General features: G+C 60.8%; 16 protein-coding genes and 2 pseudogenes. 7 read left to right on the plus strand and 11 right to left on the minus strand.

The features are described 5' to 3' along the window. Positions 1–133 precede the first annotated feature (133 nt). The 9 genes and pseudogenes from tatC to ACIQUI_RS07275 all read right to left on the minus strand — a co-directional run bounded on the left by tatC (position 134) and on the right by ACIQUI_RS07275 (position 8,860). On the minus strand, positions 134–877 hold the full coding sequence (gene tatC, locus ACIQUI_RS07235) for a twin-arginine translocase subunit TatC (protein WP_403196503.1): 744 nt from the start codon (positions 875–877) through the stop codon (positions 134–136). After that, positions 877–1,128: pseudogene (tatB, locus tag ACIQUI_RS07240) on the minus strand (Sec-independent protein translocase protein TatB); the annotation flags it as partial. The pseudogene tatB and the gene tatC, both read right to left, overlap by 1 nt. 3 nt (positions 1,129–1,131) lie before the next feature. Continuing rightward, entirely contained in the window at positions 1,132–1,338 is a 207-nt protein-coding gene (locus ACIQUI_RS07245) for a twin-arginine translocase TatA/TatE family subunit (protein WP_403196505.1), read from the minus strand. A gap of 62 nt (positions 1,339–1,400) precedes the next feature. After that, positions 1,401–2,723 carry an FAD-dependent oxidoreductase gene (locus ACIQUI_RS07250; protein WP_391128256.1) on the minus strand — a complete coding sequence of 441 codons (1,323 nt, stop codon included), beginning with the start codon at positions 2,721–2,723 and terminating at the stop codon, positions 1,401–1,403. Positions 2,724–3,281: 558 nt separating this feature from the next. After that, the gene (locus ACIQUI_RS07255; RefSeq protein ID WP_403196508.1) at positions 3,282–4,628 is read right to left on the minus strand and encodes an OprD family porin; all 1,347 of its coding nucleotides are present in this window, start codon (positions 4,626–4,628) and stop codon (positions 3,282–3,284) included. Positions 4,629–4,814: 186 nt separating this feature from the next. Beyond that, entirely contained in the window at positions 4,815–5,831 is a 1,017-nt protein-coding gene (locus ACIQUI_RS07260; RefSeq protein WP_403196510.1) for a histone deacetylase family protein, read from the minus strand. Positions 5,832–5,857: 26 nt separating this feature from the next. Further along, entirely contained in the window at positions 5,858–6,790 is a 933-nt protein-coding gene (locus ACIQUI_RS07265; protein ID WP_403196513.1) for a 2-hydroxyacid dehydrogenase, read from the minus strand. A 1-nt stretch (position 6,791) separates the two neighbouring features. Further along, positions 6,792–7,550 carry a class II aldolase/adducin family protein gene (locus ACIQUI_RS07270; RefSeq protein ID WP_403196516.1) on the minus strand — a complete coding sequence of 253 codons (759 nt, stop codon included), beginning with the start codon at positions 7,548–7,550 and terminating at the stop codon, positions 6,792–6,794. Then, positions 7,550–8,860, minus strand: coding sequence for an MFS transporter (locus tag ACIQUI_RS07275; RefSeq protein WP_403196519.1), 1,311 nt, complete (start codon positions 8,858–8,860; stop codon positions 7,550–7,552). The genes ACIQUI_RS07270 and ACIQUI_RS07275 overlap by 1 nt, the downstream gene beginning before the upstream one ends. A gap of 155 nt (positions 8,861–9,015) precedes the next feature. Here ACIQUI_RS07275 and ACIQUI_RS07280 point away from each other — a divergent pair, with 155 nt between their 5' ends. The 5 genes from ACIQUI_RS07280 (at position 9,016) to ACIQUI_RS07300 (ending at position 13,651) form a co-directional block, all read left to right on the plus strand. After that, positions 9,016–9,993, plus strand: a complete 978-nt coding sequence (locus tag ACIQUI_RS07280; protein WP_403196521.1) for a LysR family transcriptional regulator — start codon at positions 9,016–9,018, stop codon at positions 9,991–9,993. Positions 9,994–10,208: 215 nt separating this feature from the next. Beyond that, complete coding sequence (locus ACIQUI_RS07285) at positions 10,209–11,102, plus strand: dihydrodipicolinate synthase family protein (RefSeq protein WP_403196524.1); 894 nt, start codon at positions 10,209–10,211, stop codon at positions 11,100–11,102. A gap of 17 nt (positions 11,103–11,119) precedes the next feature. Continuing rightward, positions 11,120–12,445: an NAD(P)/FAD-dependent oxidoreductase gene (locus ACIQUI_RS07290; protein WP_403196527.1), complete on the plus strand. Its 1,326-nt coding sequence runs from the start codon at positions 11,120–11,122 to the stop codon at positions 12,443–12,445. A 37-nt stretch (positions 12,446–12,482) separates the two neighbouring features. Continuing rightward, complete coding sequence (locus tag ACIQUI_RS07295) at positions 12,483–12,686, plus strand: hypothetical protein (RefSeq protein ID WP_403196529.1); 204 nt, start codon at positions 12,483–12,485, stop codon at positions 12,684–12,686. Then, the gene (locus ACIQUI_RS07300) at positions 12,680–13,651 is read left to right on the plus strand and encodes a LysR family transcriptional regulator (protein WP_403196531.1); all 972 of its coding nucleotides are present in this window, start codon (positions 12,680–12,682) and stop codon (positions 13,649–13,651) included. The genes ACIQUI_RS07295 and ACIQUI_RS07300 overlap by 7 nt, the downstream gene beginning before the upstream one ends. Positions 13,652–13,671: 20 nt before the next feature. On the opposite strand, the gene ACIQUI_RS07305 is transcribed toward ACIQUI_RS07300, so the two are convergent. Continuing rightward, positions 13,672–14,187 (minus strand): DUF4880 domain-containing protein, encoded by a 516-nt coding sequence (locus ACIQUI_RS07305; protein WP_403196534.1) that lies wholly within the window; start codon positions 14,185–14,187, stop codon positions 13,672–13,674. A 434-nt stretch (positions 14,188–14,621) separates the two neighbouring features. Continuing rightward, entirely contained in the window at positions 14,622–14,933 is a 312-nt protein-coding gene (locus tag ACIQUI_RS07310; protein WP_391135204.1) for a DUF6124 family protein, read from the minus strand. Between the two features lie 130 nt (positions 14,934–15,063). On the opposite strand from ACIQUI_RS07310, the gene ACIQUI_RS07315 reads away from it, so the two are divergent. Together ACIQUI_RS07315 and ACIQUI_RS07320 are read left to right on the plus strand one after the other, a co-directional pair. Beyond that, positions 15,064–15,717, plus strand: a complete 654-nt coding sequence (locus ACIQUI_RS07315) for a LexA family protein (RefSeq protein ID WP_403196538.1) — start codon at positions 15,064–15,066, stop codon at positions 15,715–15,717. Positions 15,718–15,761: 44 nt separating this feature from the next. Next, positions 15,762–16,413, plus strand: a pseudogene (locus ACIQUI_RS07320) (LexA family transcriptional regulator). Positions 16,414–16,778 lie beyond the last annotated feature (365 nt).

Genomic DNA, 16,778 nt, shown 5'->3' on the forward strand with positions numbered 1-16,778 from the left:
TACCTGTGGGAGTGGAGTACCTGTGGGAGCTGGCTTGCCGGCGAAGGGCCGCAACGCGGCTCCAAATTGCTTAACTGACTGGCATTAGCCGAGAGGCCTCTTTTTTATGCTTGCGTTTTATTGGCCCCTCCTGTCATACCCCCTCACCACGCTTGCGGATCAAGCCGCTGCACAGTACGCCAGCCTCGAACAACAGCCACATAGGCACCGCCAGCAGGGTCTGGGAGAAGATATCCGGCGGCGTCAGAATCATGCCTACCACGAAGCAACCAATCACCACATAGGGCCGAATTTTCTTCAGGTACTTCACGTCGACCACGCCAATCCACACCAGCAGCACCACCGCCACCGGGATTTCGAAGGCCACGCCAAAGGCGAAGAACAGCGTCATCACGAAGTCGAGGTAGCTGGCGATGTCAGTCATCATCGACACGCCTTCCGGCGTGGCGCTGGCGAAGAAGCCGAAGATCAGCGGGAATACCAGGCAATAGGCAAAGGCCATGCCGGCGTAGAACAGGAAGATGCTCGATACCAGCAGCGCCATGGCAATGCGCTTTTCATGGCGGTACAGCCCGGGCGCGATAAAGCCCCAGACCTGTTGCAGGATGAACGGGATCGCCAGGAACAGCGACACGATCATGGTCAGCTTGAACGGCGTGAGGAACGGCGAGGCCACGTCGGTGGCGATCATCGTCGCGTTGGCCGGCAAGTGGTCACGCAGCGGCGCCGAGACCAGGGTGTAGATCTGCTGGGCGAAAGAGAACAACCCGGCAAAGATCAGGAATATGACGGCAACGCAGCGCAGCAGGCGGGTGCGCAGTTCGGTCAGGTGCGAAACCAGCGGCATCGGCTGATCGTGTTGCAGGTATTTGCTCATGGGGCTCGCGGCGGTTGGGGCGGTTCGGGGGATTCGAGAGGCGGCGCCGGCGTGGCGGCAGCAGGCGGGCGGCGGATGTTGCCGGCGTCGATTTCACGCTCCACTTCCTGCTTGATGCTATTGAGGCTGCGCTTGAGCCGCCCGACCCACAGGCCCGCCGTGCGCGCGGCACCGGGCAGCCGCTCGGGGCCAAGTACCAGCAGGGCGATCAGGCCGACCAGTAACAGTTCACTGAAGCTGATTCCGAACATGGGTCAGTCTTTGCCCTGCGGGGCGTGGGCCTGTTGGGCCAGCGGCGGGGCCTGATCCAGCGGTTTGTTGTCTTCGTCGTTCATGGCTTTGCGAAAGCCCTTGATCGATTCGCCCAGGTCGCTGCCGAGGTTTTTCAGCTTCTTGGTGCCGAAGACCAGGACCACGACGGCCAGCAGGACGATCCAGTGTTTCCAGTCAAAAATGCCCATGGTGGTCTCCTTGGGTGAAATGCAGGGTCCGGGCTGGCGCGCTGGCGCCAGCCCGGATGCCATCAGGCTTCGAGGCCGGCTTTGGCCTGGCCGGTGCGCAGGGTGAAGTTGACACCGATCGACAGGGCAGGCTGTGGCGGGTTCCAGTTTGGCTTGGGTGCCGCCAGCAGGAACTCGGTCAGTGGCTCGGACTTGCCCGCCAGCAGGTTCGCCAGCAGGGTACCGGTGGCAGTGCCGCGCACGGTACCCAGGCCGTTGCAGGCCAGCGCGCCGTACACGTTCGGGCGCAGCTCGCCGAAGAAGCCTGCGCCGTTGCGGGTCATGCCCAGGCCGCCGCCCCAGGTGTGCTCGAATGGCACGTCGGTGAGGGTCGGGAAGCGGCGTTCGAACGACTGGCGGTGAGCGACACGGACCTTGTCGGTGTAACCGTCCTTGCTGCGCCCGTCGGGGTTGAAGCTGAAGCTGTTGCGCACAAGGATGCGGTTGTCGTGGGTACGACGCAGGGTCGAGCCGAACGGGTCGGCCGGGATCACGCCCCAGAACTCATGGCCACCGATGCTGGCCTGTTCAGCCGGGGTCAGTGGGCGGGTGAGGCTGCCGTAGGTGAAGATCGGCAGCATGCGGTTTTCCAGGAAGCCGAAGTGCTGCCCGAAGTGGTTGTTGCCGAGGATCAGCTTGTCGGCGGTGATTCGACCGGTCGGGTGGTGCAACACGGTCTTCTGGCCGTAGTCGACTGCGGTGATCACCGTGTCTTCGTACAGCACCACGTTCTCCGGCAGGCTGTCGGCCAGGCCTTTTACCAGTGCCGACGGCTGAACCAGCATGGTGCCCGGGGTGAACAGCGCCTTGCGGTAGTACGAGGTGCCGATGTGGTCCTTCAGCTCGTTGCCTTCGATGAGCTCGACCTTTTCGCCCAAGGCTTCGAGGCCACCACGGTAGGCGTTGAGCACCGCAATGCCCTTGTCCTCGATGGCAGCCTGGTATTTGCCGGAGTGGCGCAGGTGGGCGTCAACGATATTGTGCTCGGCCACCAGGTCGCGAAGGATGCCCTGGCCGCGCTGGTTAAGCTGCAGGATGCTCTTGGCAATGGTCTTGTCGCCGATGTAGTCCGGCGCGCCGATGTCGTGGGGCACGTCGATCAGAAAGCCCGCGTTGCGGCCAGAGGTGCCAAAGCCGACTTGCTGTGCTTCGACCAGGATCACCCGGTCCTGCGGGAAGTTCAGGGCCAGCTGGCGGGCTGCCGCGAGGCCGGTGAAGCCGGCACCGATCACTACCCATGGGGCCTGGTCATCACCAATCAGTGGTGCTTTAGGCTGGCGTACGCGGCTGGTGTGGAACCAGCCTGGGGACGAATCGTCACGTGGCAGCGCATCGACGCGCACCAGCGAATCCGGGTCTTTCGGCAGGCCGTCGCTCAGCAGGGAAGCCGAGCCACCAGCGGCGATGACACCGGCGCCAACGCCAGCGCCGATCAGGACATTTCTTCGTGAAACTGCCATTTCAAAGCATCTCGTTCGAGGGTTGTTGATGAAACGGCCAAGCGTGAAAACGTACATCTAGGATCAGCAAAACCGGCAGGACCGCTTAAGGCAAATCAACGTACAGCATCATCCTGACCATTAAATACAGTGTGTATACAAATGGTATAACGATGCTGCAAAGTGCGTCAATCCGCCACGCGCGCCCGCACGACCGAGCAGGCTGCTGCCCAGCGCGTTGGCGGTTGCCATTAGCTTTCATAGAACTGCACATCACTTACTGATTTAGCAGGGACCCTGTGGGAGCGGGCAAGTCGAGGCGTCGAACCGCCGCGAACACCGGCGCAGCCGGTGCCATGCACCGCGCTGGATTTTTCGCGGGCAAGCCCGCTCCCACAGGGATCGCGTCCGTTTTTAGATTTTGAGCAAGACAGTTGCTGCCAAAGCCCCGCGCAACTTCACCAGCTATTTCAGAAAGTTCAGGTCCAGCGGGTAGTCCAGAATGATCCGTGTCTGGTCCAGGTCATTGGCGATTGCCCCATAATCGCCACCCGTACGCATCGACGCATGCAGCAGCCGCAGCGACAGGTTTTTCGCCGGCCCCGACTGCACCACGTACTTCACCCACAAGTCCCGCTCCCATTGCGACCCGTCGCGCACCGCCTGGAAGCGTGAATAGGCACCGCCAGCGTCGCGGCCATCAATATCGGTGCCACGTATGTAGCGCGCCGTGAAGGTCAGCCCAGGCACGCCGAAGATGGCCGCGTCCAGGTCGTAACGTGCGCTCCAGGCCCTTTCATTGGGGCTGTTGAAGTCGCTGGCCTGTGACGCTGCATCCAGTTCGATGTCGAAGCTGTTCCACACATAGTCGAACGGCTGGTCGCCATCGATGCGGGTGTAGGCCACTTCGAACTTGTGGCCGCCCCGTGCATAGCCCACCCGGGCACTCCAGGCATCGTTGCGAATGTCGCCTAGCAGAGCGCTGCCGGTGTCACGGGTGCGGTAGTAATTGGCACCGGTGTTGATCACACCACCCACGTTCAACGGTAGCCGGTACTCGATGGAGGCAAACTGCTGGTTCCAGATATTGTCCAGCTCGGATCCGAACAGCTTGATCTTCACATTTTCAAGGCCGGTGTAGATGCCACCGTAGTAACTGACAAAGTCACTTTCCGCCTGGCGGCCACCATAGGCGGTACCCAACTTGCCGCCGTGGTTGGTTGCTGCCCGGTCACTGCTGGAGGTGAAGCGCCCTGCATTCAGGGCCAGCCCGGCAAAGGAATGGTCGGTGACGTTCCAGCCCCTGAGCGTTTGCGGCAGCAGGCGGATATCGCCGTACTTGAGCACCGGCGAATCGGGGAACAGGTCGCCATAGGCAAGTTCGGTGCTGCCTACACGCATCTTTACCGCGCCACCGGCCTTGGAGTATTCCGCCTTGGGGTCGCCGTGGTTATCGCGCGAGACGATGCCGCCATTGCCGATACCGTCGCCAACCCGGCCCTTGCCACCGTCCAGCTTCACCGCGCCCATGTAATGCAGGTCGAGACCGAACCCTACAAACCCCTGGGTGTAGCCGGAGTTGAACTTGGCCAGCACGCTTTGTGCCCATTCCTGGCGATAACTTTGCCGCTCGCCGGCCGGGTTGAGGTAGCTGCCGTTACGGTTGTCGGCGTTCCAGTAGAAGTTTCGCAAGCCGACAGTGGTGGTGCTGTCTTCAATAAAGCCATGGTCCGATTCGGCCGCGCAGGTGATCGAGCCGTACAGGCAGACGCTAGCGCCGGCCATCCCCAAGGTGAACGTTTTAAGCCACATGGATACTTCCTTATTGCCAGATTCAAGAACGGCAGCGTGAAGATTTATTGTTATTGCCCCAGCGCCTGCGACGGGCAGCCGGGGGCCTGAGCGCTAACATGCGGGCGAGGCAAGTTGCGTTCTTTATTGTTGTAATGCTCGATAAGCCGGGTTGCCCAGGGCAACCCGGAGTACTTCAGGTTTGCCTCAGGCGGTCATGCCGGCAAAGAAGCGCGAGGCGTTTTCATCCAGGGTTGCAATGTCATAGCCGCCTTCCTGCACCACCACGCAGGGCAGGCCCAGCTGCCTGATCCGCTGCCCCAGCAAGCGGAACCCTTCGTGGCTGACGGAAACCTTGGACTGCGGGTCGTTTTCGTAGATGTCAAAGCCCAGCGACAGCACCAGCACATCCGGGGCGAAGGCGCGCAGCGCCGCTGCTGCCTGGTCCATGCAGGCAAAGAAGTCCGCTTCGCTGGCGCCGTGGGCCATGGGCAGGTTCAGGTTGAAGCCTGTGCCGGCACCCGTTCCGGTCTCATCATCGAAACCGGCGACCACCGGGTAGAAGTTGGTCGGGTCGCCATGGATCGACACGTACAGCACGTCGTCGCGGTCGTAGAAGATTTCCTGGATGCCCTGGCCGTGGTGCATGTCGGTGTCGAGCACCGCCACCTTGGCGAACTTGCCACGCAGCACCTGGGCGGCGATTGCGGCGTTGTTCAGGAAGCAGAAACCACCTGCGGCCTCGGCGCGGGCATGGTGCCCTGGTGGCCGGCACAGGGCATAGGCGGCCTGGTCGCCTTCGATCAGCGCATGCGCTGCGGCCACCGCGCTTTGCGCCGACCAGTAGGCAGCCTGCCAGGTGTGCTCGCCGATCGGGCAGCTGCCATCGGCCAGGTAGCGGGCGGTCTTGCCGAGGATGCCACGCAGCGGGTTGCCTTCACGGATGTAGATGTTGGACATCACCTCATCGCCCCAGTCTTCCGGCACTTCATGCCACTGCTGGTAGGCGCTGCCCAGGTAGTCCAGGTACGCCTGGCCATGCACCGCCGCCAGCGGCGCCATGCCGTGGTCGGCGGGTTCGAACAGGGGGTAGCCGAGCTTCTCGACCACGGCCAGCAGCGGGTCGATGCGTGCCGGTATTTCCTGCGGCTGGCGCATCTGCCCCCGCGACAGGTAGGAGCGAGGGTGGTGCAGGCGTTGGGCAGGATGGAAAAACGTTTTCATGGATCACCTCTTGGTAACGCGTGCGGTCAATAGCCCAGTTCAGGGTCGACCAGGTTGTTCAGTTGCAGCCCGGCGCTCAGGCGCGACACGTTGTCGGCCACCTGCCGGGCGATGCACAGGTCGGACGCGGCCGACGCCATGTGCGGTGTCACCCACACACCCGGCGTGTGCCATAGCGGGGAATCGGCCGGCAGGGGTTCCTGTTCGAACACATCGAGCAGGGCGCCGCGCAACTGCCCGCTGGCCAGCGCCTCGCGCAAGTCATCCGGGTTAAGGTGCTGGCCACGGCCGCAGTTGATCAACGCACTGCCTTTGGCCATGTGCCGGAACACCGCGTGGTTCAGTACGCCGTGGGTGCTGGCGGTAAGCGGCAGCAGGTTGACCAGCACATCCAGTTCGCTGAGAAACGCCTGCTGTGAACCTGCGCCGGCAAAGGTAGTTACGCCGTCAATCTGGCGCGGGGTGCGTGCCCAGCCGCGCACGTCATAACCAGCCGCTGCCAGCCGCTGCGCCACGGGTGCACCGATTGCGCCCAGGCCCATCACGCCGACGCGCACGTCCCCGGCCTTGCGCTGCACCGGGCGCTGCCAGTGCTGGCCAGGGTTGCCGGCAATCACCTGATCGAAGCCCCGGTGAAAGTGCAGCACGCCCCAGTGCACGTACTCGCTCATGCCCTGGGTGTGGTCAGGGTCGACCACCCGGCACACGGGCAGCGACGTATCGCGTGAGCTGTCCTGTGCCAGGTGGTCGACGCCGGAGCCGATCGAGTGCACCAGGCGCAGGCTGGGCAAGCGGCCCAGGCTGCCTTCGGGCGGGAACCAGCACACGGCCACTTCGGCGTGCCGGGCGCCCGCATCGCCTGGGCGCAGTATGTCGAGTTGTGGGGCATGTTCGGCGAACAGCGTGGCCAACCAGTCCGTCAGCGTAGGGTTCTGGCAAAGCAGTACGAGGCTGGCCATGTCAGCTGCACCACGCGCTGCGCTGCTCGTCGATCAGGCTCAGCGCGGCCTGCCAGGCCATGTCGATGATGCCGTCGATGCCATCGCGCCCAAACTGTGCCGCAGTGTGCCGGCACACGTCCTCAGTGGGAATGTTCAACGCCACACCGGCAGACATCGCCTGGATTTGTGCCTGGCAGGCGCGCTCCAGGAAATAGATCTCGTGGAACGCGGCGGCCACGTTGCCGCCGGCGGCCAGCAGCCCGTGGTTGCGCAGGATCATCGCCTTGTGCGGGCCAAGGTCGGCGACCAGCCGTTCGCGCTCTTCAAGCGACAGCGCGATGCCTTCATACGTGTGGTAGGCCAGGTTGCCGTAGAACTTCAGCGCGTGCTGGGTCAGTGGCAACAGGCCGTCACGTTGTGCAGCCACCGCCATACCTGCCGCGGTGTGGGTATGGATGATGCAGTGCAGGTCCGGCCGCGCATCGTGAATGGCCGAGTGGATGACAAAGCCGGCCGCATTGACCTTGCCCCCGTTGAAGTGGCTGTCGACCACGTTGCCGTCCAGGTCGATCAGTACCAGGTCGCTGGCGCGCATCTTCTCGAATGCCACGCCATAGCGGTTGATCAAAAAGTGCCGGTCAGGCCCGGGTACACGCAGGGTGATGTGCGTATCGATCAGGTCTGTCATGCGGTAATAGGCGATCAGGCGATACAGCGCAGCCAGCTCGCAGCGTGCTTGCCATTCGGTTTCCGACATGGCGTGAGGCTTGTTGCTCATCAGGCGATTCCTTGCGAAGGGGAGAGGGCGGCCGGCCTGGCAGTGGCGCTGCGCAGGTGCGAGAGCCCCAGCACGCCGGCCAGCGACATCAGGGCCAGCACGCTGAAGAACAGTGCCAGCGGTACCCATTGCCCGGCGAACTGGCCGGCAACGAAGGTGCCCAGCATTGGCGTAAGGCCACCGGTCAGGCCGCTGCCCAACTGGTAGGCGATGGAAATACCCGAGTAACGGACACGGGCCGGGAAGGCTTCGGCCATGTAGCCGGCAATCACCGCATACAGCGCCGACAGCAGGACCACGGCCAGGGCGATACCCGCAGTCATGTAGATCACATTGCCGGTCTGCACCAACAGGAACATCGGGTAGGGCACCACCATGCACAGGGTCGCGACCCACTTCAGGAAGCGCCCTTCACCCAGGCGCTCGGCGAGCATGGCCGAACAGGGTTGCGAGAGAAACTGCAGGATGGTGACCACGAACAGGCAATCAAGGATGGTGGTCTTGGCAATGCCCTGGTACTGGGTGACGTAGGTGATCATGAACGTATTGGTGAAGAAGAACCCGCCAGAACCGATGGTCACCGCCAGGGCGGCGAAGACGATGTTGCGCCAGTGCTCGCGCAGCACTTCCCGCACCGGGTTGTCACTGGTCTGCTCGCTGTTCTTGACCTCGGCGAACTCCGGCGACTCCGGCACGCCAAAGCGGATCAGCAGGCCCACGATCATCAGCAGCCCGCTCATCAGAAACGGGATACGCCAGCCCCAGCTCATCAGGTCTTCCTGCTCCATGGCAGTGATGAAGCGGAACGCGATCAGCGCCAGCAGCAGGCCCGCCGGGCTGCCCCATTGGGCGAACGAGGCAAAGAACACCTTACGGCCTTTGGGCGCGTGCTCGCTGGCCATCAGCACCGCGCCACCCCATTCGCCACCGACCGAAATGCCCTGAAGCAGGCGCAGGAAGATCAGGCCGATAGGCGCCCAGATGCCGGCCTGGGCGTAGGTCGGCAGCAGGCCGATGCAGGTGGTGGCCACGCCCATCAGCACGATGGTGACCAACAGCATTTTCTTGCGGCCCAGGCGGTCGCCCAGGTGGCCGAACACCATGCCGGCGAACGGCCGGGCGATAAAGCCCACGGCAAAGCTGCCGAACGCTGCCATGGTGCTGAGCATCGGGTTTTCGCTGGGGAAGAACAGCTGCCCGAGCACCAGCGCTGCGGCGAAGGCGTAGATGTAGAAGTCGTAGAATTCGATGGTGGTGCCAATGAAGGCAGCCGCCGCGGCACGACGCGGGGTGGGGGTATTGCTCGTCATCTGAGGCTCCTGGGCGTCATTGTTATAGGCAGGAGAAGGAGAGCCCTGCACGGGCAGGACAAAGGCACTCTGGCGGTGCGTTGCTTGATGGTGAGCCAAGTTCTATTCTAGGAAAAGCTTCTAATTTAAATACTCAAGTATAAGACCAGCAAATAATGACGCCGACATCACCGCCGCTCGCCAGAGACCCCGAAGCCAAGCGTTTTCTCAACGACCGCCTCGACTGGAACCTGCTGCGTACCTTTCTGGTAATCGGCCAGGAGGGCAGCATCAGCCGCGCCGCGGCACGCCTGCACCTCAGCCAGCCGGCCGTCAGCCAGGCACTCAGGCGCCTGGAAGAGCAGCTGGACAGTGCCCTGGTGGTGCGCCGCGGGCCGCGCATCAACCTGTCGCAAGCGGGGCAGGAAGTGATGCAGATCGCCGCCGAACTGTACGGCACGGTCTCGCGGCTGGGGCCTGCACTGGACAGCCCGGCCGAGACGGTAACGGGCAAGATCCGCCTGCTCAGCATCAGCCGCATCCAGTCCCGTGCCTACGACGATTTCCTGGCGCAGTTCCACAGTGACTACCCGCAGGTGGAGCTGGAGATCGATGTGCTGCGCAGTTCGGATGTGGTCAGTGGCCTGTTGCAGAAGACCGCCTCGTTCGGCCTTAGCCTGTGCCGCACGCCGCAGCCCCGGCTGGAGCAACGGGTGTTGCTTGAACAGCGCTACGCGTTTTTCTGCGGCAAGCGCCATCGCTTTTTTGGTCGCAAGAACCTCACCGTGGCGGACCTTCAGGGCGAGCACTTCGTAAGCTTTACCAGTGACCAGATGGGCGGCAACCTGTCGCCGCTCACGGTATTTCGCGATCAGCAGGGCTTTACCGGGCGCATTGTCGCGTCATCGCCGAGCCTGGATGAAATCCTGCGCCTGGTGGGAGCGGGCTACGGCATCGGCTGCCTGCCGGAGCACATCGTCGCGGCAGATGTGCAGGCCAATGAGCTGTGGCGTTTGCCGCCGTGGGACGGGGTGATCGATGTGAACGTGTACCTGCTCTGGAACCGCGAGCAGAAGTTGACCCGGGCCGAGTCGATTTTCCTGGAGCGGTTCCAGCAGATGCTCATGACCACAGACCCGGCCGAGCGGTTTTGAGCGGCCGGGTCGCAGGCATTTTCGCTGCTGCGGGCGTGTGGTCTTCTGGGCCATCGCCCCTGTAGGGCGCGCCAACCGTATAACAATTTCTCATCAAGTCGTCCCCGGAAATGTCGCTGTCTACAGATTGAATTCATCCGTACCCTTTTCCTGGAGCATCCACTGCTCGATGGTTTGGCTGGATCGACCAGCCGAGAACAATAAGGGGTTTTACGATGTCTGCATTCAGTTTTTCCGGTGTAAACCTTGCCATCACCACGCCGTTCGATGCCCAGGGCAAAATCGACTATTCGCGATTTGAAGCGCTCATCGAGCGTTACATTGCGGCCGGTGTACATGGCTTTGTGCTGAGCTCCGGAACCGGAATGCACGTGTATCTGAGTAAGGACGAATCCAGGGAGCTGGTCGCTTTCGGCGCTAAAGTCATCAACGGTCGTGCTCGCATCATCGCGCAGACCTCCGCCTTGCTGGTTGACGAAGTTGTCGAGCGTACCCGTCATGCGAAGGACTGTGGCGCCGACGGTGTCATGGTGCTGCCACCCTTCTTCGAAGGCCCAACCGAAGACCAGGGCATCATCGACTTCTACGCCGAGGTTTCCCAGGCTGGCCTGCCGATCATTGGCTACAACGTCCCACAGGCGGTAGGCGTCGAGGTCACGCCTTCGCTGTTCAGGCAACTGGGCAAAATCCCCAATTTCGTTTCCGTGAAGGACAGCAGCGGTGACCTGGCAGCGCAAGCTTCCCTGGTGCGTACCGGTCTGCCGACCATGAATGGTGCCGATCCGCTGGTACCTTACGCCCTGTTCGCGGGTGCTGCAGGGTTGATCTGGGGTGGGGCCAACATGGCACCGAAAACCTGTGTTGCCCTGGTCAACGCTGCTGCCGAACGCAAGTGGGATGAGGTGCAAGAGATCTGGAAATCGTTGGCTCCGGTCATGTCCCTGATCTGGCAGGGTGATTACGTCCAGTCTGTTTACGCCGGTGCAGAAATCATGGGCTACGGCGCAGGTAATCCACGCCGTCCGCTTGCCCGCCTGGCCGAAGCCAAGTTGGGCGCACTGCGCGAAGCATTGGCGCCGCTGATCGAGCGCGAAGCGTCCGCTTGTTGATCGCTGGAGAAGCCGACATGTTTGTTGCTTCTAAATTACCTGAAAACAACGGTAGCTCCGGCTGGGCAGAGATGCTGCCCCGCCGCGTGGCCAAGCCAGCATTGGAGAGCTCGATCACGGCAGACGTCGTAGTCATCGGTGGTGGTTTCGCCGGGCTGTCCGCCGCCCGTCAAATGGTTCGACTGGATCCGACCGTCAAGGTAGTGGTGCTTGAGGCCGGCTTGGTTGGCGATGGTGCTTCAGGGCGTAACTCCGGGTTCATCATCGATCTTCCCCATGAGGTCTCTGCAGAAGGGCTGGGTGGTGGTTCGCTTGACCGCGCCCGTCGCGACATCACGCTTTACCGTACCGCGATTGCGCTGGGCATGGAGTTGGCTGGCGAGCACGGCTGGGGCAAAGAAGTCTTTGACCCATGTGGCCGATACAGTGTTGCCCGGGGTACCCAAGGTGATGAGCACATCTTGTCGTACGGGAAGCAGCTCGACGCGCTGGGTGAAAAGTACGAATTGCTCAACACCCGGGAAATCGGCGATGTAACCGGGAGCCCTGCTTACACGTCCGGTATGTTCATGCCTGGTACGGTGATGATTCAGCCAGCGGACTATGTACGCCGAATCGCAGATAGCTTTAGTGATCCTGTTCGTGTGTATGAGCAAACGCCTGCCCTGTCGTTCAAGAACGTGGGTGGCTCGTGGGTGGTGAAAACGCCGAAGGGCGTTGTCACGGCGGGTAAAGTCGTTCTGGCTAACAATGGGCATGCGCAAAGCTTCGGCTTCTTTAAAGGGCAGCTCCTGCATGTCTTCACTTATGCCTCGCTGACCGAGCGCTTTGATCCCAGGCGCCTTCCAGGTCACCGTACCTGGGCTGCGACTCCGGCACTTCCAATGGGGACAACCATTCGCCGCATAAGCGATGGCGATAGCGACCGGATTCTGGTGCGCTGGCGGTACTCCTACAATCCGGGCCTGGTCATCGGTGATAGCCAGGTTAACAGTGCCGGCAGGGTTCACGACCAGAAATTCCTCACGCGTTTCCCGGCCTTGAAAGGGCTGCGTATGCAGTACCGCTGGGGCGGCCCGATGGCCCTTACCTGGAACAGCGTTCCTGCTTTCGGGGAGGTGGCCCAAGGTGTGATTTCGGCCTGTGGTTGCAATGGCCTTGGCGCGTCCAAATCGACCGCCGCCGGTATCGCGGCAGCGGATTTGGCTTTGGGCGTGAAGAGCGAGCTGGCGGATATTCTTGAGGGCTATGACAAGCCCAGGCAGCTACCGCCACAGCCTTTCTTGACCATCGGTGCGAAAGCCAACATGAAGTTCAAGGAGCTTCGCGCTGGCGATGAGTAAGGTTTTTAGCTGTTCAGCAAGATGAAAAGGGGCCTCCATGAAGGCCCTTTTTCAGTATTATGAGATAAGATTCCGCGCCGCTGTTGGTGTTTACGAAGTCGGGATAAAGCGTGTCGAGTGCATGCTCGGCTGGCTGCGCGACGAAACAAGAAGAATAAAAGATGAGAGGTTAGGCTTGATCAAGGCTGCCGTGATCCAAATGTCGTATTTTTGTTTGATAAATGGTGCAGGCGAATGGTAAAGCATACGGAACCCGATCTGTCCCTGATTCAAATGCCTTCATTGCGCGCTGTGAAGGCATTTGTAGCAGCGGCGAAGTATTTGAATTTCACGCGTGCTGCAGAGTCGCTGTGTGTTACCCAAGCTGCCATCAGTCGCCAGATTCGCGAGCTTGAAAACTTCCTGAACGCGGAATTGTTCATAAGGAACGGGCGCGCCGTGCAGCTGACGCCGGCAGGTGCGGCTTTTTTTGATGCAGTGCAATTATCGCTGAGCAATATCTCTCAGGCATCAAGCCGTATCCGCAGGCAAACGAGCGGTAAACGTATTGTTACCATTTGTTGTACACCTGCCTTTTCGGGCTTGTGGCTTACACCTCGTCTTCCTGAATTCCTGGCGGCTAACCCGGATATTGATCTCAATACGGTGGTGACGCAAAACTTCTTGACCATGGAGCCAGGCGTTCAGCCTGATATATTTGTCAATAAGCTTTCAAAGATACGAGAGGGTTATAGCAGCTACCCACTTGTTTGCGATGTGATTTATCCAATATGCAGCCCTGAATACCTCGAGCAGAATCCTGACCTGACAGACCTTGAAGTCATGAGCCAGAAACCATTGCTCAACCTCAGCCCCTACGGTAGGTCACAGATCGCGGAGCATGTAGATTGGTATGTCTGGTTCGAGTATCACCATGTCGACCTGAACGCGCGCGTCGTGAATGGTGCGCAGTTGTATCACTCCAACGACTACAGCTCGCTTGTTCAATTGGCGGTCGCAGGTCAGGGGGTCGCGCTGGGCTGGCACTACCTGGTGGAGCCGCTTATCCAGCAGGGCTTGCTCGTCAGGCCGGTTGAGGAGGAGTTGACGCACAAGGACAGCCAGCATTTTCTGACCTTCAGGGAGGAGAAGAAAGACGATGATGCCTGTATTCGGGTTCGTGACTGGATACTGGAAGCGTTTGGCGTTGCTCCAACAGTCATCTGATACAAGCCCCCGCGCCGGGATCAGGCCCAGAAACCAAACAGCAGCAACGCCGCTACACCAAGCCCGACCGCAATCGAGCATCCGCCCAGCGACAGTGCTGCCCGGCCTTGACGGTACCAGCCGTCATGGCCCAGCTGCCGTGCCGGTGCAAGCAGGCTGCGCCAGCGCAGTTCTGTTTCGTGGAACGCTTGAAGGTTCGCTGTATCTGCATCCAGCCAGCGACGAAAGTCGATCCGTTCGCATGCTGTCACCTGTGGGCTTTGCAAGCGCACATACCATTGCCCGGCAACACTCGCCAGTACATCCCGGCGCGTGCGGCCGGCCTGCAACGCCTGGTCCATGTTCCGCTCGATGCTGGCCAAGGGGAGGTCCAGCCGAGCAGCGATGCTGGCGAAGTCCAGTTGGTCGAGGCGGTTTAGCAGGAACACTTGCTGCACGCGCCGGGGCAGCCGCTTCAGGGCATGCAGCAGGGCGTGTTCGGCATCGTGTTCGGCAACAGGCGTTGGGTGTTCAAGGGGCAGCAGCAGACGGGTCATGGACAGCTCCTTGCTTACAAAGGGGAGGGGTGGGGGCATCTTCCGTGATGCGAGCTCAGCGTAGGCGAAACGAGATTGATTCTCAAGTGCTGATTCCGCAAAGTTTTGTAATGAGCGTTCACGCCCTGAAACACCTTTGCTATCATGCGCGCCATCACGATCTTCATTAGCCTGAAGAGCCAAAAAAAAGACCCGGCAAAAAGCCGGGTCAAAAACCGTGATTAGCCTGATGAGGAGATAATCTGAGAGCGACCTAAGCTCCAGGTTATCCAGCAGATCTCGCGATCAGCTGAGTGCAATAATAATCGTTATCATTTGCCAGTCAAATGAATTTTCGTCAATTCGGTAAAAAAGTTTTACCGATGCGCTTCCTTGTCCCGGCAATCGGGGCCTCTGCCGTTACTCGGCCATCACGTTCTCTCCCTTCTTTTTACTCAGAAATCCGGATCTGCGGCGCGCTTGTGCTCCAGCAGGGCGCGGGCCATGTCCATCATGTGCATCAACGCGTAAGTCAGCTCGCGCTGGCTGCCGTGCTGGTGCGCGGCAGTTTCCTGCGCGGTGGCGGCGGCGCAGCGCAGCAGGGCGATGGCATGTTCCTGCGCCTGGTCGCCCGTGACGTTCTCGTGCAGGGTCCAGATTTTATTGTCCAGGGTGGGGCGCTGGGGCTTGGGGTTTAGGTAGTAGTCGAGGGCGCGGCGGGCGGCTTCGCTGTCGAGATCTGTTTCGTCGTTTTTCGGTGGTTTCATCGCGATACCTTCTGATTTCCCTTCAAACACACTGGAATCAGAGGATAGGTCAATCTGTACTGAATATGCTCAAATAAATAATTCAGATTGTGTATTGCTGCGGGTAATACAGTCCGTATTGTTGCCGCTCATGGAAAACTGGAATGCATTTCTCAAGCGCTACAAGCGCGAACACAACCTCAGCCAGCTGAAGCTGGCCGAACGCCTGGGCATGACTCAGGGTGGCGTTGGGCATTGGCTGCGCGGCACGCGGCGTCCGACGCTGGAAACCATCAACGAAAAGCTCGAAAAACTAGGCTTGGTGTTTCTGGAAGCACAAGTCATGGTGGTAGAGCGTGACATTGTGCGTGAGGCGCCTGGCCGTTATGCCGTCGAGCAGCCGGCTTCAGGTGAAGCGCTGCTCTATGCCAGCTTTCGTTTCCCGGTATTGGCTTGGGCCGACTTGCAGGGGCCGTTACCCGAGACGGGCAAATCCCATGAGCAGACGGACTACATGCCAGCCGGCAATGCGTTCTGGCTGATGGTGGAAAACGATTCGATGAATGCGGCCAGCGGCAAGAGTGTGCCTGAGGGCATGCGCGTACTGGTCGACACTGGCCTGCCGGCAGAGCCCGGCAGGTTGGTAATTGCCCGGCAGCCGGGGCGGCCTGCGGTGTTGCGGCAGTTGGTCGAAGAGGGTGGCGACAAGATGCTCAAGCCGTTGAATACGCGCTACCCGACAATCCTGTGTGAAGAGGGTTGCGAGTTTCTGGGTGTGGTCGTGCGGATGCACGGGGCATTCTAGATTGCCGGAGTTGTGCAGAGCTCGATAAGGAATATCGGTTAAAGATGAATATGGATAGATGGATTGCTCTCGTCCGCAATCGTATGGAGGCGCTAGGGCTTACTCAAGAGCAGCTTGCTGAGCGTGTTGGTGTGTCTCAAGGCAGCGTAGGGCATTGGGTGAACAAGCGTCGCCAGCCAAAGATCGAGTTCGATGAACCGCACGTTCGTCGAGATTGGCATGCCTCACTACACCGTTAGCCTGGCGTTGCGCATTCACGGTCAAGTTGGCGAGGCTTGCCAAGTGGATGACGGCGACCTTGATCTGTTGCAAAACATCGTGTGTTTCCGCTACCCGGTGTTGGGTTGGGAAGAGATTGGCATTGCAGAGAGTGCGGAACCAGGAGTGTTCGAGCAGACGGATTACCTGGCTCAAGGCAAGGCATTCTGGCTGGCCGTCGAGAATGACGCGATGAGCGCCGTCAGTGGTCGCAGTGTGCCGCAGGGCATGCGGATGCTGGTTGACCCAGGCGTCGAGGCTGAGGCCGGGCGTTTGGTTATCGCTCGTCAGCCCGGCAAACCGGCGATTTTTCGCGAGTTGGCCGAAGAAGGTGGGCAGCGTTATCTGAAGGCACTGAACAGCAACTACCCGGCGCTGTTGTGTGAAGAAGGCTGTGAATTCCTGGGTGTGGTCGTGCGGGTGCACGGAGCATTCTAGATTGCCGGGGCTGCTGCGCAGCCCATCGCCGGCAAGCCGGGCTCCCACAGGTACGGCGCAAACCTCAAACATTGCGCGGTCCCTGTGGGAGCGGGCATGCCCGCGAACACCGGCAAAGCCGGTGCCATGCACTGCGTCGCCTTCTTCGCGGGCACGCCCGCTCCCACAGGATCGATCCCTACCTCACTCCACCAGTTCGACCAACATTCTAGATTGCCGGGGCTGCTGCGCAGCCCATCGCCGGCAAGCCGGGCTCCCACAAGTACGGCGCAAACCTCAAACATTGCATTGTGCCTGTGGGAGCGGGTTCACCCGCGAACACCGGCGTAGCCGGTGCCATCCACCGCGTTGGATTCTTCGCGGGT

Source organism: Pseudomonas sp. NPDC090592, assembly GCF_044769185.1.
Lineage (GTDB): Bacteria > Pseudomonadota > Gammaproteobacteria > Pseudomonadales > Pseudomonadaceae > Aquipseudomonas.